Source organism: Streptomyces sp. NPDC048392, assembly GCF_043200575.1.
Classification (GTDB): Bacteria; Actinomycetota; Actinomycetes; order Streptomycetales; family Streptomycetaceae; genus Streptomyces.
Genome location: NZ_JBICYB010000003.1, coordinates 109,762 through 130,078 on the forward strand (window position 1 = coordinate 109,762; position 20,317 = coordinate 130,078).

Below are 20,317 nucleotides of genomic sequence, written 5' to 3' on the forward strand. Positions count from 1 at the left end.
GCACCGGGGTACTACTCACCCACCTCGCCGTAGGCGGCGAGGAGGACGGCCGGATCGGGGCCTTCCAGCACGGTGGGCTTGGCGAGGCCGTCCAGGACGATGAAGCGCAGCAGGTCTCCGCGCGACTTCTTGTCGACCTTCATGTTCTCGACCAGCTTGGGCCACTGGTCGTACCGGTAGTGCAGCGGCAGCCCGACGGACTCGAGGATGCTGCGGTGCCGGTCGGCGGTGGCATCGTCCAGCCGGCCGGCCAGGCGGCCCAGTTCGGCGGCGAAGTGCATGCCGACGGAGACGGCGGCCCCGTGGCGCCACTTGTAGCGCTCGTTCTTCTCGATGGCGTGGCCGAGGGTGTGGCCGTAGTTGAGGATCTCCCTGAGACCCGCTTCCCTCAGGTCGGAGGAGACGACCTCCGCCTTGACCTTGACGGAGCGCACGATCAGCTCGGCGGTGTGCGGTCCGGCCGGGGTGCGCGCCGCCTGCGGGTCGGACTCGATCAGGTCGAGGATCGACGGGTCGGCGATGAAGCCGGCCTTGATGACCTCGGCGAGGCCCGAGACGTAGTCGTTGACCGGGAGCGAGTCCAGGGCGGCCAGGTCGCACAGGACGCCGGCCGGCGGGTGGAAGGCGCCGACGAGGTTCTTGCCCTCGGCGGTGTTGATGCCGGTCTTGCCGCCGACGGCCGCGTCCACCATGGCCAGCACCGTGGTGGGGACGGCGATCCAGCGCACCCCGCGCAGCCAGGTCGCGGCCACGAACCCGGCGAGGTCGGTACTGGCGCCGCCGCCGACCCCGACGATGACGTCGGTGCGGGTGAATCCGGACTGGCCGAGCGCCTTCCAGCAGTACGCGGCGACCTCGGCGGTCTTCGCCTCCTCCGCGTTGGGCACCTGGATGGCGATCGCCTCGTAGCCCTGCTCGGTGAGGTCGGCGCGCAGGGCGTCACCGGTCTCGGCGAGCGCCTCGGGGTGGAGCACCGCGACCCGCTTGGCCTTCGCGCCGATCAGGCCGCCCAGCTCGCCCAGGAGCTGACGTCCCACCACGACCTCGTAGGGCTCGGACCCCGCGGTGCCGCCGACCTGGATCCGGGTGACTGCCTCGCTCATACTTCCTTCAACTCCAGTGCGTCCAGGGCGGCTCGGGTGACTTCTTCGGGCGTGCGGCCGTCCGTGGCCACGACGACCGTGGCCACCTCCTCGTACAGGTGCCGACGGGCCTCCATCAGCTCCCGCCACTGCTTGCGCGGGTTGACCGCCAGCAGCGGACGCGCCGCGTTCAGGCCGGTCCGCTTGACCGCCTCCTCGACGCCCATCGAGAGGTAGGCGACCCGCTGCCCGGTGAGCAGGGCGCGCGTGTCCGCGTCCAGGATCGCGCCGCCGCCGAGAGCGAGGACGCCTTCGTGCCCGGTGAGCGCCGTGCGCACGGCGCTCTTCTCCAGCTCGCGGAAGGCGGGCTCGCCCTCGTCCACGAAGATCTCGGCGATGCTGCGCCCCCGGGCGGAGACGATGTCCTCGTCCGTGTCCCGGTACCCGACGCCGAGCCGCCCGGCCAGGAGCTGTCCGACGGTGGACTTGCCGACGCCCATCGGGCCGACGAGGACGACGAGTGGCGCCCCGCTCATCGGATGCCCAGGTTGTCGAGGTACGACGTCACGTTGCGGCGGGTCTCGGTGACCGAGTCGCCGCCGAACTTCTCCGCGACGGCGTCCGCGAGCACGAGGGCCACCATGGCCTCGGCGACGATTCCGGCGGCCGGCACGGCGGACACGTCGGAGCGCTGGTGGTGCGCCTGCGCGGCCTCGCCGGTGGTCACGTCCACGGTCTTCAGCGCGCGCGGCACGGTCGCGATCGGCTTCATCGCGGCGCGCACCCGCAGCAGCTCACCGGTGGTGAGGCCGCCCTCGGTGCCGCCGGAGCGGCCGGAGACCCGGCGGATGCCGTCGGGCGTGCTGACGATCTCGTCGTGGGCCTGCGAGCCGGGCACGCGGGCCAGCTCGAAGCCGTCGCCGATCTCGACGCCCTTGATCGCCTGGATGCCCATGAGCGCGCCCGCGAGCCGCGCGTCGAGCTTGCGGTCCCAGTGGACGTGCGAGCCGAGGCCCACCGGCACGTCGTAGGCGAGGATCTCGACGACACCGCCGAGGGTGTCGCCGTCCTTGTGGGCCTGGTCGATCTCGGCGACCATCGCCTTCGACGCGTCCGCGTCCAGGCAGCGCACGGGGTCGGCGTCCAGCTTCTCGACGTCGGCCGGCGTCGGGTACACGCCGTGGGGCGCCCTCGTCGCGGCCAGCTCGACGACATGGCTGACGATCTCGATGCCGGCCGTCTCCCTCAGGTACGACCGGGCCACCGCGCCCAGCGCCACCCGGGCCGCCGTCTCACGGGCCGAGGCGCGCTCCAGGATCGGCCGGGCCTCGTCGAAGCCGTACTTCTGCATGCCCGCGAGGTCCGCGTGACCGGGCCGCGGCCGGGTCAGCGGGGCGTTGCGCGCGAGGCCGGCCAGCACCTCCGGATCCACCGGGTCGGCCGCCATGACCTGCTCCCACTTGGGCCACTCGGTGTTGCCGACCATGACGGCGACCGGGGAACCCATCGTCAGACCGTGCCGGACGCCACCGAGGAAGGTGACCTCGTCGCGCTCGAACTTCATCCGCGCACCGCGGCCGTAGCCGAGCCGCCGCCTTGCCAGGTGGTCCGCCACCATGTCGGTGGTGATCGGCACGCCGGCGGGCAGCCCCTCCAGCGTCGCGACGAGTGCGGGACCGTGGGACTCCCCCGCGGTCAGCCAGCGCAACCTGCTCAACGGTGCTCCTCAGTGCTCGCGCCCCGGTATGCCCTGCGTACGCTTCTTCTCCGCGTACGCGACGGCCCGACCGGGTGCGCGGCCCCGGTCCGCCGCCTTCGATCCTCCCACGTTCGGCCGCCGGACCCGGCCGCCGGTCCATTTGACGGACGGACGGCCGGACCCGGGCGGCGTCGGACGGGACCGTTGCCCTGCCGCCGCGCCGGAGCGAGGGGAACCGAGGAAGCCGGCGCCGCTCCCCCGCTGCCGCGGCCGCGCCCGTCGGCCGAGGAAGCCGGCGCCGCTCTCTTCCTGCTGCGGCGGCGTGCTGCGGCCCGGGGGATCGTCGCCGGTTCCTGGCCGTGCTGTGGCGCCGCGGGCCGGTCTGTCCGGTGGGCGGCGCGTGCCGCCGGGCGATCCTGCGCTTCACCTTGCCCGCCCCGCTCGCGAGGACGGCGAGCGCGATCAGCACGCGAGCGCCGCGAACGGCACCCGGTCGGGCAGGAACCCGGGGCGGCCTCGGACACCTGGCTCTCGGCGGAGGCCGGCGGGACACCTGTGTTCATGGATCGCCTTCCCCTCCCGTCCCGCCCGCCGCGGCACCGGAGGGATCTCAGGGCTTGTCCGCGAGAGCGCGCTCCCCCGCCTTCCGCATGGCGGCCAGCGGTGCCGGAGAGCGGCCGGTCATCTGCTCGACCTGGAGCACCGCCTGGTGGAGCAGCAGGTCGAGGCCGCCGACGACGGCACCGCCGTACGCCGACCAGCGGGCGGCGAGTGCGGTGGGCCAGGGTTCGTAGAGCACGTCGAAGAGGGTCGCCGGCATCTCGGGGACGGCGGCGGCGAGGGCGTCGGTGGTGCCGGCCGGGGTGGTGGCCACGACCAGCGGGGCGTGCAGCGCCTCCTCGGCGTCCGCCCAGCCCGCGATGCGCACGTCGACGCCCAGCCGCTCCGCCCAGCCCCGCATCTCGTCGGCGCGGGCCGCACTGCGCACGTAGACGGCGACCTCACCGGTGCAGATCCGGGCCAGCGCGGCCAGCGCGGAGGAGGCGGTGGCGCCGGCGCCGAGGACCGCGGCGGTCCCGACCGTCTCGATGCCGTGCTCGCGCAGGGCGGCGACCATGCCGGGGATGTCGGTGTTGTCGCCGGTCCTGCGGCCGTCCTCGCTGAGGACCACGGTGTTCACCGCGTCCACGGCGGCCGCCGTCTCGCTGATCCCGTCGAGCAGCGGGATCACCGCCCGCTTGAGTGGCATGGTCAGCGAAAGTCCCGCCCACTCGGGGCCCAGTTCCTCGAAGAAGCCCGCCAGCGCCGCCTCGTCGACCTCGAAACGGTCGTACGTCCAGTGCGCCAGCCCCAGCTCCGCGTAGGCGGCACGGTGCAGCACCGGGGAGAGGGAGTGGGCGATCGGGGAGCCGAGAACGGCGGCCCGGCGACGGTCAGTTGCCTGAGCTGGCATCGAACTTTTCCTTCAGCTTCAGGAACTCTTCGTGGGTCTTGGCGAACTCGGTCTTGCTCACGCCGTCGGTGGCCACGAAGTAGATCCAGCCGTCCTCGGTGGGGTTCAGGGCCGCCTGCAGGGCCTCCGCGCCGGGATTGCCGATGGGCCCGGGAGGCAGGCCCCGGTTGGTGTACGTGTTGTACGGGTCCATGTTGCTGTTGATCTCGGACTCGCTGATGTGGATCTTGCTCTGGCCCATCAGGTAGTTGAACGTCGAGTCGAACTGGAGCTTCTGGTTCGTCTCGGTGTTGGACTCCTTGAGCCGGTTGTAGATGACCTCGGCCATCTTGCGGAAGTCGTCGTGCGTCTTGCCCTCCGCCTGCACCAGGCTCGCGGCGGTGAGCAGCTCCCAAGGCCCCTTGAGACCGAGTCCCTCCGCCTTCTCCTCCAGGCCGATCTTGTCGTACTGCTCGTTGGCGCGCGCCACCATCTGCTTGAGCACGTCCTCGGGCTTCTGCCCCTTGGCCGCCGGGTAGCTGGACGGGTAGAGGAAGCCCTCCAGGGGGTCCTTGACGTTCTTGTGGTTCAGCGCCCAGTCGGGCAGGCCGAGCTCCTTGTACCCGGACTCGGCGGCCTTGGCGGTGGTGCCCGCCTTCACGTCGAGGCGTTTGTCGATCAGCTCGTAGACGCGGGCGTTGCGCCAGCCCTCGGCGATGATCAGGTTGCTGCGGCTCTTCGGGCTGAGCAGGAGTTCGACCGCGCTCGCGGCCGACATCTCCTTCCGCAGCGTGTACACGCCGTCCTGGATGCTCTTGCCGCGGGGATTGCTCTGCTGGGCGGCGATGAAGGCGTCGACGCTCTTCACCACGCCCTGCCGCTTGAGTTCCTGGCCGATCGTGGAGCCGCCGGCCCCCTTGGGGATGGTGACGGTCACCTGCTCGCCGTTGCCGTCGCCCGCGAAATCCGGGGCGGCGCCGAAACGATCCTGGTAGAACTGGTAGCCGAAATAGCCGACACCCGCCACGCCGCCGCCCAGCACGAGGCAGACCACCAGGCAGGCACATCCGCTGCGACGTTTCTTCGGCCTGCCGCCCCGGCTCCTGCGGTCCTCGCGGCCGCCGTCCGCCGCGCCATCGTCGTCGTCGCCGTCCCCTCCGGCGAAGAAGGCGTGCTCTCCTTCGTCGGGACCGGGATCCCAGTCGGTGCGCTGCGGCTCGGGCTCGGCGCGCCGGCGGGCGGGCGGCTCCGGCGGCGGATACGCCTCCGGGGTGCCGTAGAAGTCGGGCTGCTCGGCGCCGTAGCCCCCGGCCTGCTGTCCGTAGGGGTCGGACGGATCGGCCGGGTACTGCGCCTGGGGAGGCGTGCCGGTGCTCCAGCCGCCGCTGTCGTACCCCTGCTGCGGCTGCGCCTGGGGCGCGTACTGCTGGTCGTACTGCGGCTGGCCGTACTGCGGCTGGTCGTAATGCGGCTGGCCGTGCTGCGGCTGGCCGTGCTGCGGCTGGTCGTAGTGTTGCTGGTCGTACTGCGGCTGACCGTACTGGTCGTACTGCGGCTCGGGGTGCTGCCGACCGTACTGGTCGTACTGCGGCTGACCGCCGCCGTACGCGGGCTGGCCATCGTCGGCCCAGTCGCCGTACTGCTGCCGCGCCTGCTGCTCCGGATACTGCTGCGGCTGGCCGCCGTAGGGGGGCTGCTGACCCGCATGGGCCTGCTGACCGCCCCATCCGCCGTCCCCGTACGACGGGTCCTCCGGATGCCACGGTTCGGAGTCTGGACCCCGGCCATACTCAGTCATCGATCCCCTAGAGCCGCGAGGCGACGGGGGGCGCGGCCTGTGCCGAAGGGTCCGCTTCCGTTCCGCCTCTTGCTGTGCGGTGGCTGTTCGAATGCCGCCACATCGCGCGGAACGTTACCGTACCGCGATCAGATGACCACTTCGACGCCCTCACCGGGTGGCCTGCCTGACACCCGTTCGGATTCGAGTGCCTGTTGAAGGATGATCACGGCGGCGGCCTGGTCGATGACGGACCGGCCCTTCTTGGACTTCACCCCGGAGGCGCGCAGCCCCTGACTGGCGGTCACCGTCGTCATCCGCTCGTCGACCAGCCGGACCGGCACCGGTGCGATGCCGCGGGCCAGCTCCCGCGCGAAGTGCCTGACCTTGGCCGCGGCCGGGCCCTCACCTCCCTTGAGGGAGCGGGGCAGACCGACGACGACCTCGATCGGCTCGTACTCCCCGACCAGCTGCCCGAGGCGTCGGTGCGCCGCGGGGACGTCGCGGCCGGGGACGGTCTCCACCGGGGTGGCGAGGATCCCGTCGGGGTCGCACGAGGCGACCCCGATACGGGCGTCCCCGACGTCGACGGCCAGGCGGCGGCCGCGGCGCATCGCCGGGCCGTCCACCCGGTCCCCGAACCGGTCGTTGTCCGGACCGTTCACTTGGCGCTGTCCGCCACGAGGCGCTCGACGGCGTCGACGGCCTCGCCGACGGCGGCCGCGTTCTGGCCGCCGCCCTGGGCGAGGTCGGGCTTGCCGCCACCGCCGCCACCGAGGGTCTTGGCGGCGGTGCGCACCAGGTCACCGGCCTTCAGACCGCGCTCGCGGGCGGCGGCGTTGGTGGCGATGACCGTCAGGGGCTTGCCGCCCACCGTGGTGAACAGGGCCACGACCGCGGCCCGGCCGCCCTGGATGCGGCCGCGCACGTCGAGGACCAGCTTGCGCAGGTCGTCGGCGGTCGTGCCGTCGGGGACCCGGCCGGTCACGAGGGCGACGCCGCGCACGTCCTTGGCGGAGTCGGCGAGGCCGCCGGCGGCCTGGAGGACCTTCTCGGCGCGGAACTTCTCGATCTCCTTCTCGGCGTCCTTGAGCTTGCCGAGCATCGCGGAGACCTTCTCCGGCAGCTCCTCCGGACGGCCCTTGATCAGCTCCTGGAGCTGGGCGACCACCGTGTGCTCGCGGGCCAGGAAGCTGTAGGCGTCCACGCCGACCAGGGCCTCGATACGGCGCACGCCGGAGCCGATGGACGACTCGCCGAGCAGCTTGACCAGGCCGAGCTGGGCCGTGTTGTGCACGTGGGTGCCGCCGCACAGCTCCTTGGAGAAGTCGCCGATGGTGACGACGCGCACGCGTTCGCCGTACTTCTCGCCGAACTCGGCGATGGCGCCCTGCTTCTTGGCCTCGTCGATGCCCATGACGTCGGCACGCACGTCCAGGTCGCGGGCGAGCACCTCGTTGATCTTCTGCTCGACGTCGGTCATCACGGCCGTCGGCACGGCGGACGGCGAACCGAAGTCGAAGCGGAATCGGCCGGGCTGGTTCTCGGAACCGGCCTGCGCGGCCGTCGGGCCGAGGGCGTCACGCAGGGCCTGGTGGGTGAGGTGAGTGGCCGAGTGGGCACGGGCGATGGCCTTGCGACGCCGGTCGTCGATGGAGGCCTGGGCCTTGGCACCGACGGTGACCTCGCCGACCTGGACGACGCCCTTGTGGACGTACACGCCCGGCACCGGCTTCTGGCAGTCCCGGATCTCGATCACGGCGCCGGTGTCGACCCGGATCCGGCCGGTGTCGCCGATCTGGCCGCCGCCCTCGGCATAGAAGGGAGTGCGGTCCAGGACGATCTCGACCTCGTCGCCCTCGGTGGCGGCCGGGGAGGAGGCCCCGTCGACGAGGATGCCGACGATCGTGGACTCGCTCTCGGTGTCGGTGTAGCCGACGAAGTCGGTGGCACCGGCCTTGTCGGCGATCTCCCGGTAGGCACCGGCGCCGGCGTGGCCGGTCTTCTTGGCCTGGGCGTCGGCCTTGGCGCGCTCCCGCTGCTCCTTCATCAGGCGGCGGAAGCCGTCCTCGTCCACGGAGAGCCCCTGCTCGGCGGCCATCTCCAGGGTGAGGTCGATCGGGAAGCCCCAGGTGTCGTGGAGCAGGAACGCCTTGTCGCCGGCGAGGACGGTGCCGCCGGCGGCCTTGGTGTCGCTGACGGCGGTGTCGAGGATGTTGGTGCCGGCCTTCAGCGTCTTGAGGAAGGCGTTCTCCTCGGCGAGGGCCACCTTCTCGATCCGCTCGCGGTCGGTGATCAGCTCGGGGTACTGCTGTCCCATCATGCCGATCACGACGTCGATCAGGTCCTTGACGACCGGACCGGTGGCGCCGAGCAGGCGCATGTTGCGGATGGCGCGGCGCATGATGCGGCGCAGGACGTAGCCGCGGCCCTCGTTCCCGGGGGTGACGCCGTCACCGATGAGCATCACGGAGGTGCGCATGTGGTCGGTGACCACGCGCAGGGAGACGTCCGAGTCCTGGGCGTCGCCGTAGGCCACGCCGGTCAGTTCGGTGGCCTTGTCGATGACGGCCATGGAGGTGTCGATCTCGTACATGTTCTGCACGCCCTGCAGAATCATGGCGAGCCGTTCGAGGCCGAGGCCGGTGTCGATGTTCTTGCTCGGCAGTTCGCCGAGGATCTCGAACTCCTCCTTGCCGATGCCCTCGCCCCGCTCGTACTGCATGAAGACGAGGTTCCAGATCTCCACGTACCGCTCGTCGTTGACGGCGGGGCCGCCCTCGACGCCGAACTCGGGGCCGCGGTCGTAGTTGATCTCGGAGCAGGGGCCGCAGGGTCCGGGGACGCCCATGGACCAGTAGTTGTCCTTCTTGCCGAGGCGCTGGATGCGCTCGGAGGGGACACCCACGACGTCGTGCCAGATGCGCTCGGCCTCGTCGTCGTCCTGGTACACGGTGACCCACAGACGCTCGGGGTCGAGGCCGTAACCGCCCTTGTCCTGGGGACTGGTGAGCAGTTCCCAGGCGTACTTGACGGCGCCCTCCTTGAAGTAGTCGCCGAAGGAGAAGTTGCCGCACATCTGGAAGAACGTGCCGTGCCGCGTGGTCTTGCCGACCTCTTCGATGTCCGGCGTGCGCACGCACTTCTGCACGCTGGTGGCGCGGTCGAAGGGCGGCTTGACCTCACCCAGGAAGTAGGGCTTGAACGGCACCATGCCGGCCGGGACCAGGAGCAGAGTCGGGTCGTCCGCGATGAGCGACGCCGAAGGGACGACGGTGTGACCGCGCTCCTCGAAGAAGCTCAACCAGCGGCGACGAATCTCGGCCGACTCCATCAGTGGTCCTCATTCCGGTTGTACGAGTACGTCGTCCTGTCGTCGACGACGGACTCGGGGTTGTTGCGGTTCTCGATGGCGGCCCGGCGCCCGGGGGCGGCGAGTTGCCGGTCGACGAGGGCCTTCAGGCCCAGCGCGTCGTCCAGTTCGGCCTCTCGCTGGGCCATGTTGTCGCGGACGTCGAGGGCGAAGCCCACAGCGCGGTCCCTGATCCGGGTGCCCGCGTCGAGCGCCTTGTTCGCCGCGGTCGCGGCGAGGCTGTCGGGGGTCAGCTGCTTGAGCTTCCGGTTGACCTTGGTGGTGGCCCAGACACCGGCGGCCATGCCGGTGCCGAACCAGAACGTACGGCGGAACATCGCTCGGTCAGCCCTTCTTCCGCTTCGTCCGTCGCGCGGCCGGGACCGTACGGCCCACGATCACGGTGCTCCGCGACTCACCGGCCGGGGCGGCGGACATGTCCTCCTTGCGACCGCCGAGTGCCCGGCGCACGCCGTACCCGAACGCCGCGACCTTCACCAGGGGGCCGCCGAAGGTGGAGGCCACGGTGGTGGACAGCGCGGAGGCGTTCGACGTGACCTCCTGGACGTCGGAGGCGATCGCGTCGACCCGGTCGATCTGGGTCTGCGCGGAACGCACCGCCGACGAGGCGTCGGCCAGCAGCGGGACGGCCTGGTCGGTCACGTCCGCCACGAGTTTGGTGGTCGCCCTGAGCGTCTGGGCCAGCCTCGCCAGTGCGACGGCGAGGAAGGAGACCAGGATCGCCCAGAAGACGGCCACCAGGATCCCGGCCACCTCGCCACCGGACACTGTGTGCACCCGCTCCCTGAGATACGTGCCTGAACATCGGGAAAGTCGTGCACCGACCCTATCGCGCCGGGCGCGGGGCTCCGTACCCGATTTCCTACCGCGCGCGGCGGAGTACGGCGCGGCCGCGAGGAGGGATTGTACGGAGTGAATTCGGTTCAGTACGCTCCGTGTTTCATGCGAGACCATCGGCGCGACGGCATCCCGCACGGCAATCTACCGCTGGAGCTCGACGCCTTCGTGGGCAGAGCGGCGGAGCTCGCGGAGCTGGCCCGGGCGCTGGGCTCCGGGCGGCTGGTGACCGTCACCGGAGCCGGCGGCGTCGGCAAGTCGCGCCTCGCCGCGCGGGCGGCCGCCCGGTGCGCGCCGCCCGGCGGGGTGTGGCGGGTGGAGCTGGCGCCGGTGCGTGACGAGGAGTTCGTGGACTACGCGGTCGTGGAGGCGCTGGGCCTGACCGACCACACGACCCGGCTGCCGCGCGAGACGCTGTTCGCGCATCTCGCCGAGCGGGACCTGCTGCTGGTCCTGGACGGGTTCGAGCACCTGGTGGACGCCTGTGCCGCTCTGGTGACCGATCTGCTGGGCCGCGCCCCGCAGCTGCGGGTGCTGGCGGTGGGGCGCAGGCCGCTGGGCGTGGCCGGGGAGCTGCTGGTCCCGCTGGCGCCGCTGGGGCCGGCGGAGGCGGTGGAGCTGCTGACGGTCCGGGCCGGACAGCGGCACGTCACCTGCGGCCACGAGGCCGGTCCCGACGGGGACCAACGGGAGGTGCGCGAGCTGTGCCGGCGTCTGGACGGGATCCCGCTGGCCATCGAGCTGGCGGCCGGCCGGCTGGGCGCGCTGTCGCCGGGGCAGGTGCTGCGGCGGCTGGACGACCGTTTCCGGCTGCTGACGGGCGGGGACCGTACCGGGCTGCCCCGGCACCGGACGCTGCGCACGGCGATCGGCTGGAGCCACGAGCTGTGCACGCCCGGGGAACGGCTGCTGTGGGCGCGGCTTTCGGTGTTCGCCGGGCCGTTCGACCTGGAGGCCGCCGAGTACGTGTGCAGCGGTGCGGGGCTGCCGGCCGAGGACGTGCTCGACGCGCTCTCCGCGCTGCTCGCGCAGTCCGTGCTGACCCGCGAGGAGTCCCGGGCCGGGGTGCGCTACCGGATGCTCGACACGGTGCGGGCGTACGGCGCCGACTGGCTGGAGGCGACGGGTGACGCGGACCGGCTGCGGCGGCGGCACCGGGACTGGTACGTGGGGCTGGCGACCTGGTGCGAGCTGGAGTGGTTCTCGCCGCGCCAGGGCGAGGTCGCCGCGCGGGTGGACGCCGAGCTGCCGAATCTGCGCGGCGCCCTGGAGCACTGCCTGACCGAGCCGGACGAGGCGCACCTGGGCCAGTACCTGGCGGGTGCCCTGTGGTTCCACTGGGTCGGCTGCGGACGGCTGTCGGAGGGGCGGCACTGGCTGGAGCAGGCGGTGCGGCTGGACGTGGAGGGCACGGCGGGCGGGCAGTCGCGGCTGAAGGCGCTGTGGGTGCTCGCCCATGTGGCGATCCTGCAGGGCGACACGGTGCCCGCGCTGGCGGCGCTGCAGGAGTGCCGGGAGGAGGCGGAACGCTCGGCGGACCCCACGGCGGTGGCGTACGCCGAACACCGCACCGGCTGTCTGGCACTGGTGACGGACGACATGCCGCGCGCGGAGACGCTGCTGCGCTCCGCGCTGCACCGTTACGAGGAGATCGGCGAGCTCAACAGCAACGTCCTGATGGGGCAGGTGGAGCTGGCGATGACCCGGGCTTTCCAGGGCGACCTGCCGGACGCGGTGCGCCTGTGCGAGGACGTGCGCCGGGTGTGCGAGGACCACGGCGAGCGCTGGGCCCGGGGCTACGCCCTGTACGTCCTGGCCTACGCGGCCTGGAGCGACGGCGACCCCGTGCACGCCCGCGAGCTGCTCGCCGACTGTCTGGGCGGCGCCCACCGCTTCCGGGACCAGTTGGGCTCGGTGCTGGCGGTGGAGCTGCTGGCCCTGGTGACGGTGGCGGAGGGCGACGCGGCGGAGGCGGCGGTACTGCAGGGCGCGGCGGGGCGGATGTGGCCGTCGGTGGGGCTGCCGTTGTTCGGCTCGGCGCACTACAACGCGCCGCACGAGCTGTGCGAGGCTGCGGCCCGGGAGCAGTTGGGCGACGAGGGCTACGAGGAGTGCGTACGGCACGGGGCGCGGCTCGGACGCCGCGAGGCGGTGTCGCGGGCGCTGCGCCGGCCCGGGGCACCCGCCTCGCTGCCGGCTCCGCGCTCGACGGCCGGGCGGCGGGCCGCGACGGGCGCCCGCACGGCGAAGCCCGCCGCCTCGCCCACCCGGAAGGGCGGGGAGACGGCGGGCTGAGGTACCGCTGGTGGTACTGCGGCCTGCTCGTGCAGCGTTTCCGCTGGATCAGCGGGCGTAGTACTCGACGACGAGCTGCTCGTCGCAGATCACCGGGATCTCCTTGCGGTTCGGCTCGCGGTCCAGGCGGAACGCCAGGGCCTTGAGGTTCACCTGGAGGTAGCGCGGGGTCTCGCCGTCGGGGGCGAAGCCACCCTCGCGGGCGATGGTGAAGAGCGTCTTCTCCTTGGAGCGGTCGCGCACCTGCACGACGTCGTCCGGACGGACGCGGAAGGACGGCTTGTCGACCTTCTGGCCGTTGACCTGGATGTGGCCGTGGACGACCATCTGGCGGGCCTGGTAGATCGTGCGGGCGATGCCCGAACGCAGGACCAGTGCGTCGAGACGGCGCTCGAGCTCGATGACCAGGGCCTCGCCGGTCTTCATGTTGGTCTTGGAGGCGCGCTCGTAGGCGCGGACGAGCTGGCGCTCGCTGAGGTCGTACTGCGCGCGCAGACGCTGCTTCTCGAGCAGACGGACCTTGTAGTCCGAGTTCTGCTTGCGGCCGCGGCCGTGCTCACCCGGCGGGTAGGGGCGGGCCTCGAAGTACTTGACGGCCTTCGGGGTCAGCGCGATGCCGAGGGCACGCGACTTCTTGACCTTGGGACGGGGCTGGTTGGCCACTGTCTGTGTCTCTTTCCTGGTTTCCGGCTTGTCAGGGTTGAGGGAGGTCGCAATCCGCAGCCGGGGAAACCCGTCCGGTCCCTCTCGGGGCCTGTCGGGCAGCCGCTCCCCTGGTCTGGGCACATACGTGCAGCACGCGAGTGGCCCACCGACCGCTCCCGGAACTCCGGGTGGTGGTGGGCTGCCCGCGACACCTATCGACGGTGCGCGACGCTCCTGGAACCCGCTGGGGGTTCCGGCCGGTTGTCCCGTTCTGACTGCACGGGGCTCGGCACTTCGGGCCATTCTACAGGCTGCTCAGGACGGCCTGCGACCGAGGTGCCCACGGGTCCACTCGACGGCGTCGGCGTACCGCGCCTCGGCGCCGTGCCGGGTCGGCGTGTAGTACGTCCGCTCCTTCAGCCCGTCCGGCGCGTACTGCTGGGCGGCGATGCCCTCCGGGAGGTCGTGCGGGTACACGTACCCCTGCCCGTGCCCCAGCTTGCCGGCGCCCTTGTAGTGGCTGTCGCGCAGGTGTGCGGGGACCGGTCCGGCGTGCCCCTTGCGTACGTCGTCCAGGGCGGCGCCGATGGCGGTGGTCGCGGCGTTGGACTTGGGGGCGAGGGCGAGGGCGATGGTGGCGTGGCTGAGGGTGAGGGCGGCCTCGGGGAAGCCGATCATGGCGACGGCCTGGGCGGCGGCTACGGCGATCGGCAGCGCGTTCGGGTCGGCGAGGCCGATGTCCTCGCTGGCGGAGATCATCAGGCGCCGCGCGATGAAGCGGGGGTCCTCGCCGGCCTCGATCATGCGGGCCAGGTAGTGCAGGGCGGCGTCCACGTCGGAACCGCGGATGGACTTGATCAGGGCGCTGGCGACGTCGTAGTGCTGGTCGCCGTCGCGGTCGTACGTCACCGCGGCCCGGTCGACCGTCTCCTCCAGCGTGGTCAGGGCGATCTCCGTCTCGCCCTTGTCGAGGGCGGCTCCGGCGGCGGCCTCCAGCGCGGTCAGCGCACGGCGGGCGTCGCCGCCGGCGATGCGCAGCAGGTGCGCCTCGGTGTCCTCGGGGAGGGCGACGGCTCCGCCCAGCCCGCGCTCGTCGGTCATGGCGCGGCGCAGCAGGTCCCGGACGTCGTCGTCGGTGAGGGGTTCAAGGGTGAGGAGGAGCGAGCGGGAGAGCAGGGGGGAGATGATCGAGAAGTAGGGGTTCTCGGTGGTGGCGGCGATCAGGGTGACCCAGCGGTTCTCGACGGCCGGGAGCAGGGAGTCCTGCTGGGCCTTGCTGAAGCGGTGGATCTCGTCGAGGAAGAGGACGGTCTCCTTGCCGTACCCGCCGACCGCGCGGCGGGCGCCGTCGATGACCGCGCGGACCTCCTTGACGCCCGCGGTGATCGCCGACAGCTCCACGAAGCGCTTGTTGGTCGCCTTGGAGACCACGTACGCCAGGGTGGTCTTGCCCGTGCCCGGCGGGCCCCAGAGGAACACGGAGGACGGTCCGGCCGGGCCTGAGGCGCCCTCGCCGACCAGGCGGCGCAGGGGCGAGCCGGGCTTGAGCAGATGCTGCTGGCCGACGACCTCGTCGAGGGTGCGCGGGCGCATCCGCACGGCGAGGGGACTGCCGGTCGGGTCCTTCTCCTGGCGTTCTTCGGCTGCGGCGGTGAACAGATCGGGCTCCACGCTCTGAACCCTAAATGACCGCACTGACAAGCGAGACGCCCGTCAGCTGGTCCAGAAGTCCCACCAGCGGGTGAGGATCATCATGCCGATGATGCCGATGTGCAGCACCGGCAGGACCCAGGTGAACTCGCCGAAGAACCCGCGCAGCCAGCCCGGCGCGGGCAGGAAGCCCTTGCGGACGTTGAAGGACGTCACGTACCAGAACATCAGGATGGTCGCGACCCAGGCCAGGCAGCACCACAGGCAGAGCGCGTTGATCCGGTACAGGGACTGGAACTGCAGCCACGACACGAATCCGACGCCGAACAGGCAGCCGGCGTTGAAGGTGAGCCAGTACCAGCGCGGGAAGGCGGCGCGGGCGAGCAGGCTCATGCCGACGCAGATCACGATGGCGTAGGCGGCGAGGCCGAGCATCGGGTTGGGGAAGCCGAAGACGGAGGCCTGGTCGCTCTCCATGACGCTGCCGCAGGAGACGACGGGGTTGAGGCTGCAGCCGGGCGTGAAGGTCGTGCCGGCGACCTTGGCCTCGAGCAGCTTCTGCTTGTCGATCGTGATGACCCACGCGGCGAGCAGGCCGGCCGCGCCCGTGATCACCAGCAGCAGTGCGAGCGCGCGGCTGCCGCCCTCGGTGCGCGGTGTTCCGGCGGTGGGGTCCGGCGCGGACTCTGCCACGGTGGGGACGTCCTTCACTGTCGTCTTGCTCATCACGCCGATTCCGTCACTGGAGAGTCGGACCTGCTTCGGGCAGGGCCATTGTGCCGCACCACCCTGTATGACCACCGTTCAATGAACATATGAACGGATCGACGGTCACTCCGTGGCGTGTGTTCCGGCCAACAGGCGTTCCCCAGGGGCACGCGCGAACGAGAACGCGCACCCCTGGAGGTGACGAGGCGTGCAGGTCTGCTAGCCGAGCCTCGACTCCAGCTCCGCCACGATCTCGTTGACGCCGATCGCGCTCTGCTCGCCGGACGCCATGTCCTTGAGCTGGACGACGCCCTCGGCCAGGTCGCGCTCGCCGAGGACCAGGGTGTAGCGGGCGCCCGAGCGGTTGGCGGCCTTCATCGCGGCCTTGAGGCCCTTGCCGCCGTAGGAGAAGTCGGCGGCGACGCCGTTCTTGCGCAGCTCGGTGACCTTGGCGAAGAGGATCCGGCGGGCCTCCTCCCCGAGCGGGACCGCGAAGACGGAGGTGGCGGACGGGATGTCCGGTTCGATGCCCTCCGCCTCCAGCGCGAGGACGGTGCGGTCGACGCCGAGAGCCCAGCCGACGGACGGCAGCGAGGGACCGCCGATCATCTCGGACAGGCCGTCGTAGCGGCCGCCCCCGCCCACCGCGGACTGCGAGCCGAGGCCGTCGTGGACGAACTCGAACGTCGTGCGCGTGTAGTAGTCGAGGCCGCGGACCAGCTTCGGGTCGTCCTCGAAGACCACGTCCGCCGCCGTGATCAGCTCGCGCACCTCCTCGTGGTACGCCTTGCAGGCGTCGCACAGGTAGTCGCGCAGCAGCGGGGCGTCGGTCAGCTGCTTCCGCACGTCCGGGCGCTTGTCGTCCAGGACACGCAGCGGGTTGATCTCGGCGCGGCGCAGGGTCTCCTCGTCCAGGTCCAGGCCGCGCAGGAAGTCCTGGAGCGCGGCCCGGTAGACGGGGCGGCACTCCTGGTCGCCCAGGCTGTTGAGCAGGATGCGGAAGTTCCGCAGACCCAGGTCGCGGTACGACTGGTCGGCCAGGATGATCAGTTCGGCGTCCAGCGCCGGGTCCTCGGCGCCGATCGCCTCGGCACCGACCTGGGAGAAGTGGCGGTAACGGCCCTTCTGGGGGCGCTCGTAGCGGTACTGCGAGCCCGAGTACCAGACCTTCACCGGCAGGTTGCCCGCCTTGTGCAGGTTGGCCTCCAGGACCGCGCGCAGGACCGGGGCCGTGGTCTCCGGGCGCAGGGCGAGCCGGTCGCCTCCCTTGGTCTCGAAGACGTACATCTCCTTGGTCACGATGTCGGTCGACTCACCGACCCCGCGCGCGAACAGCTCGACGTTCTCGAAGCCGGGCGTCTCGATGTAGCCGTAGCCGGAGTTGCGCAGCGGGGCCGCGATCGCCTCACGGACCGCCAGGAACTTGGCGGAGTCGGGCGGCAGCAGGTCGTACGTGCCCTTGGGGGCCTTGAAGGTGCTCACGGAAGGTCTCTCGTCACATTCCTCGTCGGGGCGCTTCGAAGGCGCCCTGGCCGGCGGCCACCTGCCGCAGATACGGGTTGGTGGCGCGTTCCCGGCCGATGGTCGTGTAGTCGTTGTGACCGGGCAGCACCACGGTGGAGTCGTCGAGTGGCAGGACCACGCGGGCCAGGGACTCGAGCATGTCGTCCATGGAGCCACCGGGGAGGTCGGTGCGTCCGATGGAGCCGGCGAACAGCAGGTCGCCCGAGAACATGACCGGCGGGACGTCCGCCGCCTCGGGCAGGCCGAAGGTCACCGACCCCTTGGTATGGCCCGGTGCGTACGCGACCGTCAGCTCCAGGCCCGCGAGCGCCAGCTTCGCGCCGTCGGTCAGCTCCTTGACGTCGTCCGGCTCGCCGACGGTCAGCTCGCCCATGAGCGGCATGCCGATGCTGCGGCCGATCCCCTTCTCGGGGTCGCTCATCATGTACCGGTCGTGGGGGTGGATCCAGGCCGGCACGTCGTGCGCGCCGCACACCGGGACGACCGAGGCGACGTGGTCGATGTGGCCGTGGGTGAGGACGACGGCGACGGGCTTGAGCCGATGCTTCCTGATCGCTTCCTCGACTCCGGGGGCCGCCTGGTGGCCCGGATCGATGATCACGCACTCCTCACCGGCGGCGGGGGCGACGAGATAGCAGTTCGTCCCCCAGGCACCGGCGGGGAACCCGGCAATGAGCACGATCGTCCTTCGTTTGTGTCGGTTCGGGCGGGCTTGCGAACGGGTCGCGCCCATGGTCAGAGCCTACCGGCGGTGCCGATTCCTCAGCGAACCCATATACGGTACGGGGCTACACGCCCACGGTCGGCTCATCGCACCCACGCGTACCGGTCGGCACACGAAGACGCATGAGGAGAGAACCCGGTGGTCACCCAGGAGCAGCGGCGGCGTCAGCTCGCCCGGGAGAAGTTCTTGCGGCAGCAGCAGCGACGCACCTCCGCGCGGCGCAGGGCGCGCATGCGCAACGCCGCGATCGCGTCGGTGCTCGGCGTGATTGTGATCGGCAGCGTCGCGCTGTACACGACCGGCGTGGTCCTGGGGGACGACGACGACAAGACGAACGCGAACGCTGAGGTCGGCCCGAGCGCCTCGGCTCCGAGCAAGGCGCCGGACCCGTGCGACAAGCCCGCCGAGGGCAAGGTCAAAACGCAGACCTGGAAGAAGGAACCTGCGATGACCATCGACAAGTCGGCGGACTACACGATGAAGCTGGCGACGACCTGCGGTGACATAGACATCGCGCTGAAGGCGAAGGCGGCGCCGCACACCGTCAACTCCTTCGACTTCCTGGCCGGCAAGGGCTACTTCGACCACACCAAGTGCCACCGGCTCACCGACACCGGGATCTTCGTCCTGCAGTGCGGTGACCCGCAGGGCACGGGCGCGGGCGGACCCGGCTACACCATTCCCGACGAGAACCTCAAGGACAAGAGTCTCAAGGGCAACGTGTACCCGGCGGGCACGGTCGCGATGGCCAACCAGTACAACCCCCAGGCGCAGCAGGGGCGCGACACCGGAGGCAGCCAGTTCTTCCTGGTCTACCAGGACAGTCAGCTGCCGCCCGACTACACGCCCTTCGGCACCGTGTCCGAGGCGGGGATGAAGGTTCTCAAGAAGATCGCGGCCGCGGGAGCCCAGGCGGCCGACCCCACGACGGGGAACACCGCGCCCAACGCGACGGTCGTGATCGACAAGGCCACCGTCACGAAATCCTGACCCTCATCAGCGGAAGTTCGGTCGTGCGGGATGCGGACAGGCCCCCCGCCGGTCGCCTATGTTGGCCGTGACGAAACTGTGGACGATGCCCGGGGGTAGCGAAGCCCTCCGTCGGCATCATGTGGAGGAGGCGCTGTGAGCAGCGACCCGTGGGGCCGCGTCGACGAGACGGGGACCGTGTACGTGCGTACGGCCGACGGCGAGAAGGTCGTCGGCTCCTGGCAGGCAGGCTCCCCCGAGGAGGCGCTGGCCTATTTCGAGCGCAAGTACGAAGGCCTGGTTGTCGAGATCGGCCTCCTCGAGAAGCGGGTGCGGACCACCGATCTGTCGGCGAAGGACGCCCAGGCCGCCGTCGGCCATCTGCGCGAGCAGGTGGACGCGCACCACGCGGTCGGCGACCTGGAAGCCCTGCGGGTCCGGCTGGACAAGCTCGTCGTACTCGTGGAGACACGGCGTGAGGAGCGCAAGGCCCAGCGTGCCAAGCAGTCCGACGAGGCGCGGGGCGCCAAGGAGGCACTGGTCGCCGAGGCCGAGGAACTGGCCCGCTCGGACCAGTGGCGGGCGGCCGGTGAGCGGCTGCGGTCCCTGGTCGACACCTGGAAGGGCCTGCCGCGCCTGGACCGCAAGTCCGACGACGAGCTGTGGCACCGCTTCTCGCACGCGCGCTCCGCGTTCTCCAAGCGCCGCAAGCAGCACTTCGCGCAGCTCGACGCACAGCGCGAAGAGGCCCGGCGGACCAAGGAGCGGCTGGTCTCCGAGGCCGAGGCGCTGTCGGGCTCGACGGACTGGGGACCGACGGCCGCGCGCTACCGCGACCTGATGTCCGAGTGGAAGGCCGCGGGCCGTGCCCAGCGCGAGCACGAGGACGACCTGTGGAACCGCTTCCGCGGCGCCCAGGACGTGTTCTTCGCCGCCCGCAGCTCGGTCTTCGCCGAGCGGGACGCCGAGCAGGCGGAGAACCTGAAGGTCAAGGAGGGGCTGGCCGAGGAGGCCGAGAAGCTCGTCCCGGTCACCGACCTGAAGGCGGCCCGTGCCGCGTTCCGCTCGGTCAACGAGCGCTGGGAGGCCGTCGGCCACGTGCCGCGCGACGCCCGGCCGAAGGTCGAGGGACGGATGCACGCGGTCGAGCGGGCGCTCCAGGAGGCCGAGGAGGCCGAGTGGCGCCGGACCAACCCGGAGGCACGCGCGCGTGCCGAGGGTCTGACCGGTCAGCTCCAGGCCGCCGTGGACAAGCTGCGCTCCCAGATCGAGCAGGCGCGCGCCCAGGGCAACGACGCCAAGGCCGACAAGCTGGCACGCGAGCTGGAGGGCCGGCAGGCGCTCCTGGACCAGGCACTCAGGGGGCTGCACGAGTTCGGCGGCTGACCGGGCTCGACGGCACACGAGAGGGGCTCCCGCACGGCGCGTGCGGGAGCCCCTCTCGTGTCGCTGCACGGCCGCCGGGGCCTTAGCTCCTGCCGTCAACTCGCGTCGTCGCCCGGAGGGCGGCCCCGCGGCGTCGGGTGCGTGCTCTCGGCGTGCCGGGTCCCGGGCCTCGTACCGGATGTACCCGGGTCAGGGCCCGGTACGGCGAGAGGGCGT

The 20,317-nt window shown here is 71.4% G+C and carries 17 protein-coding genes; 3 read left to right on the forward strand and 14 right to left on the reverse strand.

Annotated features, from left to right (window positions below; all coding sequences use genetic code 11):
- Positions 1 to 11: 11 nt before the first annotated feature.
- The 9 genes from aroB to ACGFYH_RS06745 form a co-directional block, all read right to left on the reverse strand.
- Positions 12 to 1,103, reverse strand: a complete 1,092-nt coding sequence (gene aroB / locus ACGFYH_RS06705; RefSeq protein WP_393802043.1) for a 3-dehydroquinate synthase — start codon at positions 1,101 to 1,103, stop codon at positions 12 to 14.
- Positions 1,100 to 1,618: a shikimate kinase gene (locus ACGFYH_RS06710; RefSeq protein ID WP_393802044.1), complete on the reverse strand. Its 519-nt coding sequence runs from the start codon at positions 1,616 to 1,618 to the stop codon at positions 1,100 to 1,102. The genes aroB and ACGFYH_RS06710 overlap by 4 nt, the downstream gene beginning before the upstream one ends.
- Positions 1,615 to 2,799 (reverse strand): chorismate synthase, encoded by a 1,185-nt coding sequence (gene aroC, locus ACGFYH_RS06715; RefSeq protein ID WP_393802045.1) that lies wholly within the window; start codon positions 2,797 to 2,799, stop codon positions 1,615 to 1,617. Before aroC ends, ACGFYH_RS06710 begins: the two co-directional genes overlap by 4 nt.
- A gap of 592 nt (positions 2,800 to 3,391) precedes the next feature.
- Positions 3,392 to 4,234: a shikimate dehydrogenase gene (locus tag ACGFYH_RS06720; RefSeq protein WP_393802046.1), complete on the reverse strand. Its 843-nt coding sequence runs from the start codon at positions 4,232 to 4,234 to the stop codon at positions 3,392 to 3,394.
- Positions 4,215 to 6,011, reverse strand: coding sequence for an endolytic transglycosylase MltG (gene mltG / locus ACGFYH_RS06725; protein WP_393802047.1), 1,797 nt, complete (start codon positions 6,009 to 6,011; stop codon positions 4,215 to 4,217). Before mltG ends, ACGFYH_RS06720 begins: the two co-directional genes overlap by 20 nt.
- A gap of 128 nt (positions 6,012 to 6,139) precedes the next feature.
- Positions 6,140 to 6,604, reverse strand: coding sequence for a Holliday junction resolvase RuvX (gene ruvX / locus ACGFYH_RS06730; protein ID WP_393802300.1), 465 nt, complete (start codon positions 6,602 to 6,604; stop codon positions 6,140 to 6,142).
- 47 nt (positions 6,605 to 6,651) lie between these two features.
- The gene (gene alaS, locus ACGFYH_RS06735) at positions 6,652 to 9,324 is read right to left on the reverse strand and encodes an alanine--tRNA ligase (RefSeq protein WP_393802048.1); all 2,673 of its coding nucleotides are present in this window, start codon (positions 9,322 to 9,324) and stop codon (positions 6,652 to 6,654) included.
- Positions 9,324 to 9,680 (reverse strand): hypothetical protein, encoded by a 357-nt coding sequence (locus ACGFYH_RS06740; RefSeq protein WP_393802049.1) that lies wholly within the window; start codon positions 9,678 to 9,680, stop codon positions 9,324 to 9,326. Before ACGFYH_RS06740 ends, alaS begins: the two co-directional genes overlap by 1 nt.
- Before the next feature lie 7 nt (positions 9,681 to 9,687).
- Complete coding sequence (locus ACGFYH_RS06745; RefSeq protein WP_393802050.1) at positions 9,688 to 10,140, reverse strand: DUF948 domain-containing protein; 453 nt, start codon at positions 10,138 to 10,140, stop codon at positions 9,688 to 9,690.
- A 165-nt stretch (positions 10,141 to 10,305) separates the two neighbouring features.
- On the opposite strand from ACGFYH_RS06745, the gene ACGFYH_RS06750 reads away from it, so the two are divergent.
- Positions 10,306 to 12,495, forward strand: a complete 2,190-nt coding sequence (locus tag ACGFYH_RS06750) for an ATP-binding protein (protein WP_393802051.1) — start codon at positions 10,306 to 10,308, stop codon at positions 12,493 to 12,495.
- A gap of 48 nt (positions 12,496 to 12,543) precedes the next feature.
- Here the strand turns inward: ACGFYH_RS06750 and rpsD are convergent, their stop codons facing one another.
- The 5 genes from rpsD to ACGFYH_RS06775 all read right to left on the reverse strand — a co-directional run bounded on the left by rpsD (position 12,544) and on the right by ACGFYH_RS06775 (position 17,701).
- Complete coding sequence (gene rpsD, locus ACGFYH_RS06755; RefSeq protein ID WP_031035730.1) at positions 12,544 to 13,158, reverse strand: 30S ribosomal protein S4; 615 nt, start codon at positions 13,156 to 13,158, stop codon at positions 12,544 to 12,546.
- A gap of 297 nt (positions 13,159 to 13,455) precedes the next feature.
- A complete protein-coding gene (locus tag ACGFYH_RS06760) occupies positions 13,456 to 14,811 on the reverse strand; it encodes a replication-associated recombination protein A (protein WP_393802052.1) in 1,356 nt (451 codons plus the stop codon).
- Between the two features lie 42 nt (positions 14,812 to 14,853).
- Positions 14,854 to 15,516 carry a vitamin K epoxide reductase family protein gene (locus ACGFYH_RS06765; protein WP_393802053.1) on the reverse strand — a complete coding sequence of 221 codons (663 nt, stop codon included), beginning with the start codon at positions 15,514 to 15,516 and terminating at the stop codon, positions 14,854 to 14,856.
- A gap of 201 nt (positions 15,517 to 15,717) precedes the next feature.
- Entirely contained in the window at positions 15,718 to 16,980 is a 1,263-nt protein-coding gene (hisS, locus tag ACGFYH_RS06770) for a histidine--tRNA ligase (RefSeq protein ID WP_393802054.1), read from the reverse strand.
- A 13-nt stretch (positions 16,981 to 16,993) separates the two neighbouring features.
- Entirely contained in the window at positions 16,994 to 17,701 is a 708-nt protein-coding gene (locus ACGFYH_RS06775) for an MBL fold metallo-hydrolase (RefSeq protein WP_393802055.1), read from the reverse strand.
- A gap of 183 nt (positions 17,702 to 17,884) precedes the next feature.
- Here ACGFYH_RS06775 and ACGFYH_RS06780 point away from each other — a divergent pair, with 183 nt between their 5' ends.
- The gene (locus tag ACGFYH_RS06780) at positions 17,885 to 18,736 is read left to right on the forward strand and encodes a peptidylprolyl isomerase (RefSeq protein WP_393802056.1); all 852 of its coding nucleotides are present in this window, start codon (positions 17,885 to 17,887) and stop codon (positions 18,734 to 18,736) included.
- A 135-nt stretch (positions 18,737 to 18,871) separates the two neighbouring features.
- Positions 18,872 to 20,101 (forward strand): DUF349 domain-containing protein, encoded by a 1,230-nt coding sequence (locus ACGFYH_RS06785; RefSeq protein WP_393802057.1) that lies wholly within the window; start codon positions 18,872 to 18,874, stop codon positions 20,099 to 20,101.
- The last annotated feature ends 216 nt before the right edge of the window (positions 20,102 to 20,317 follow it).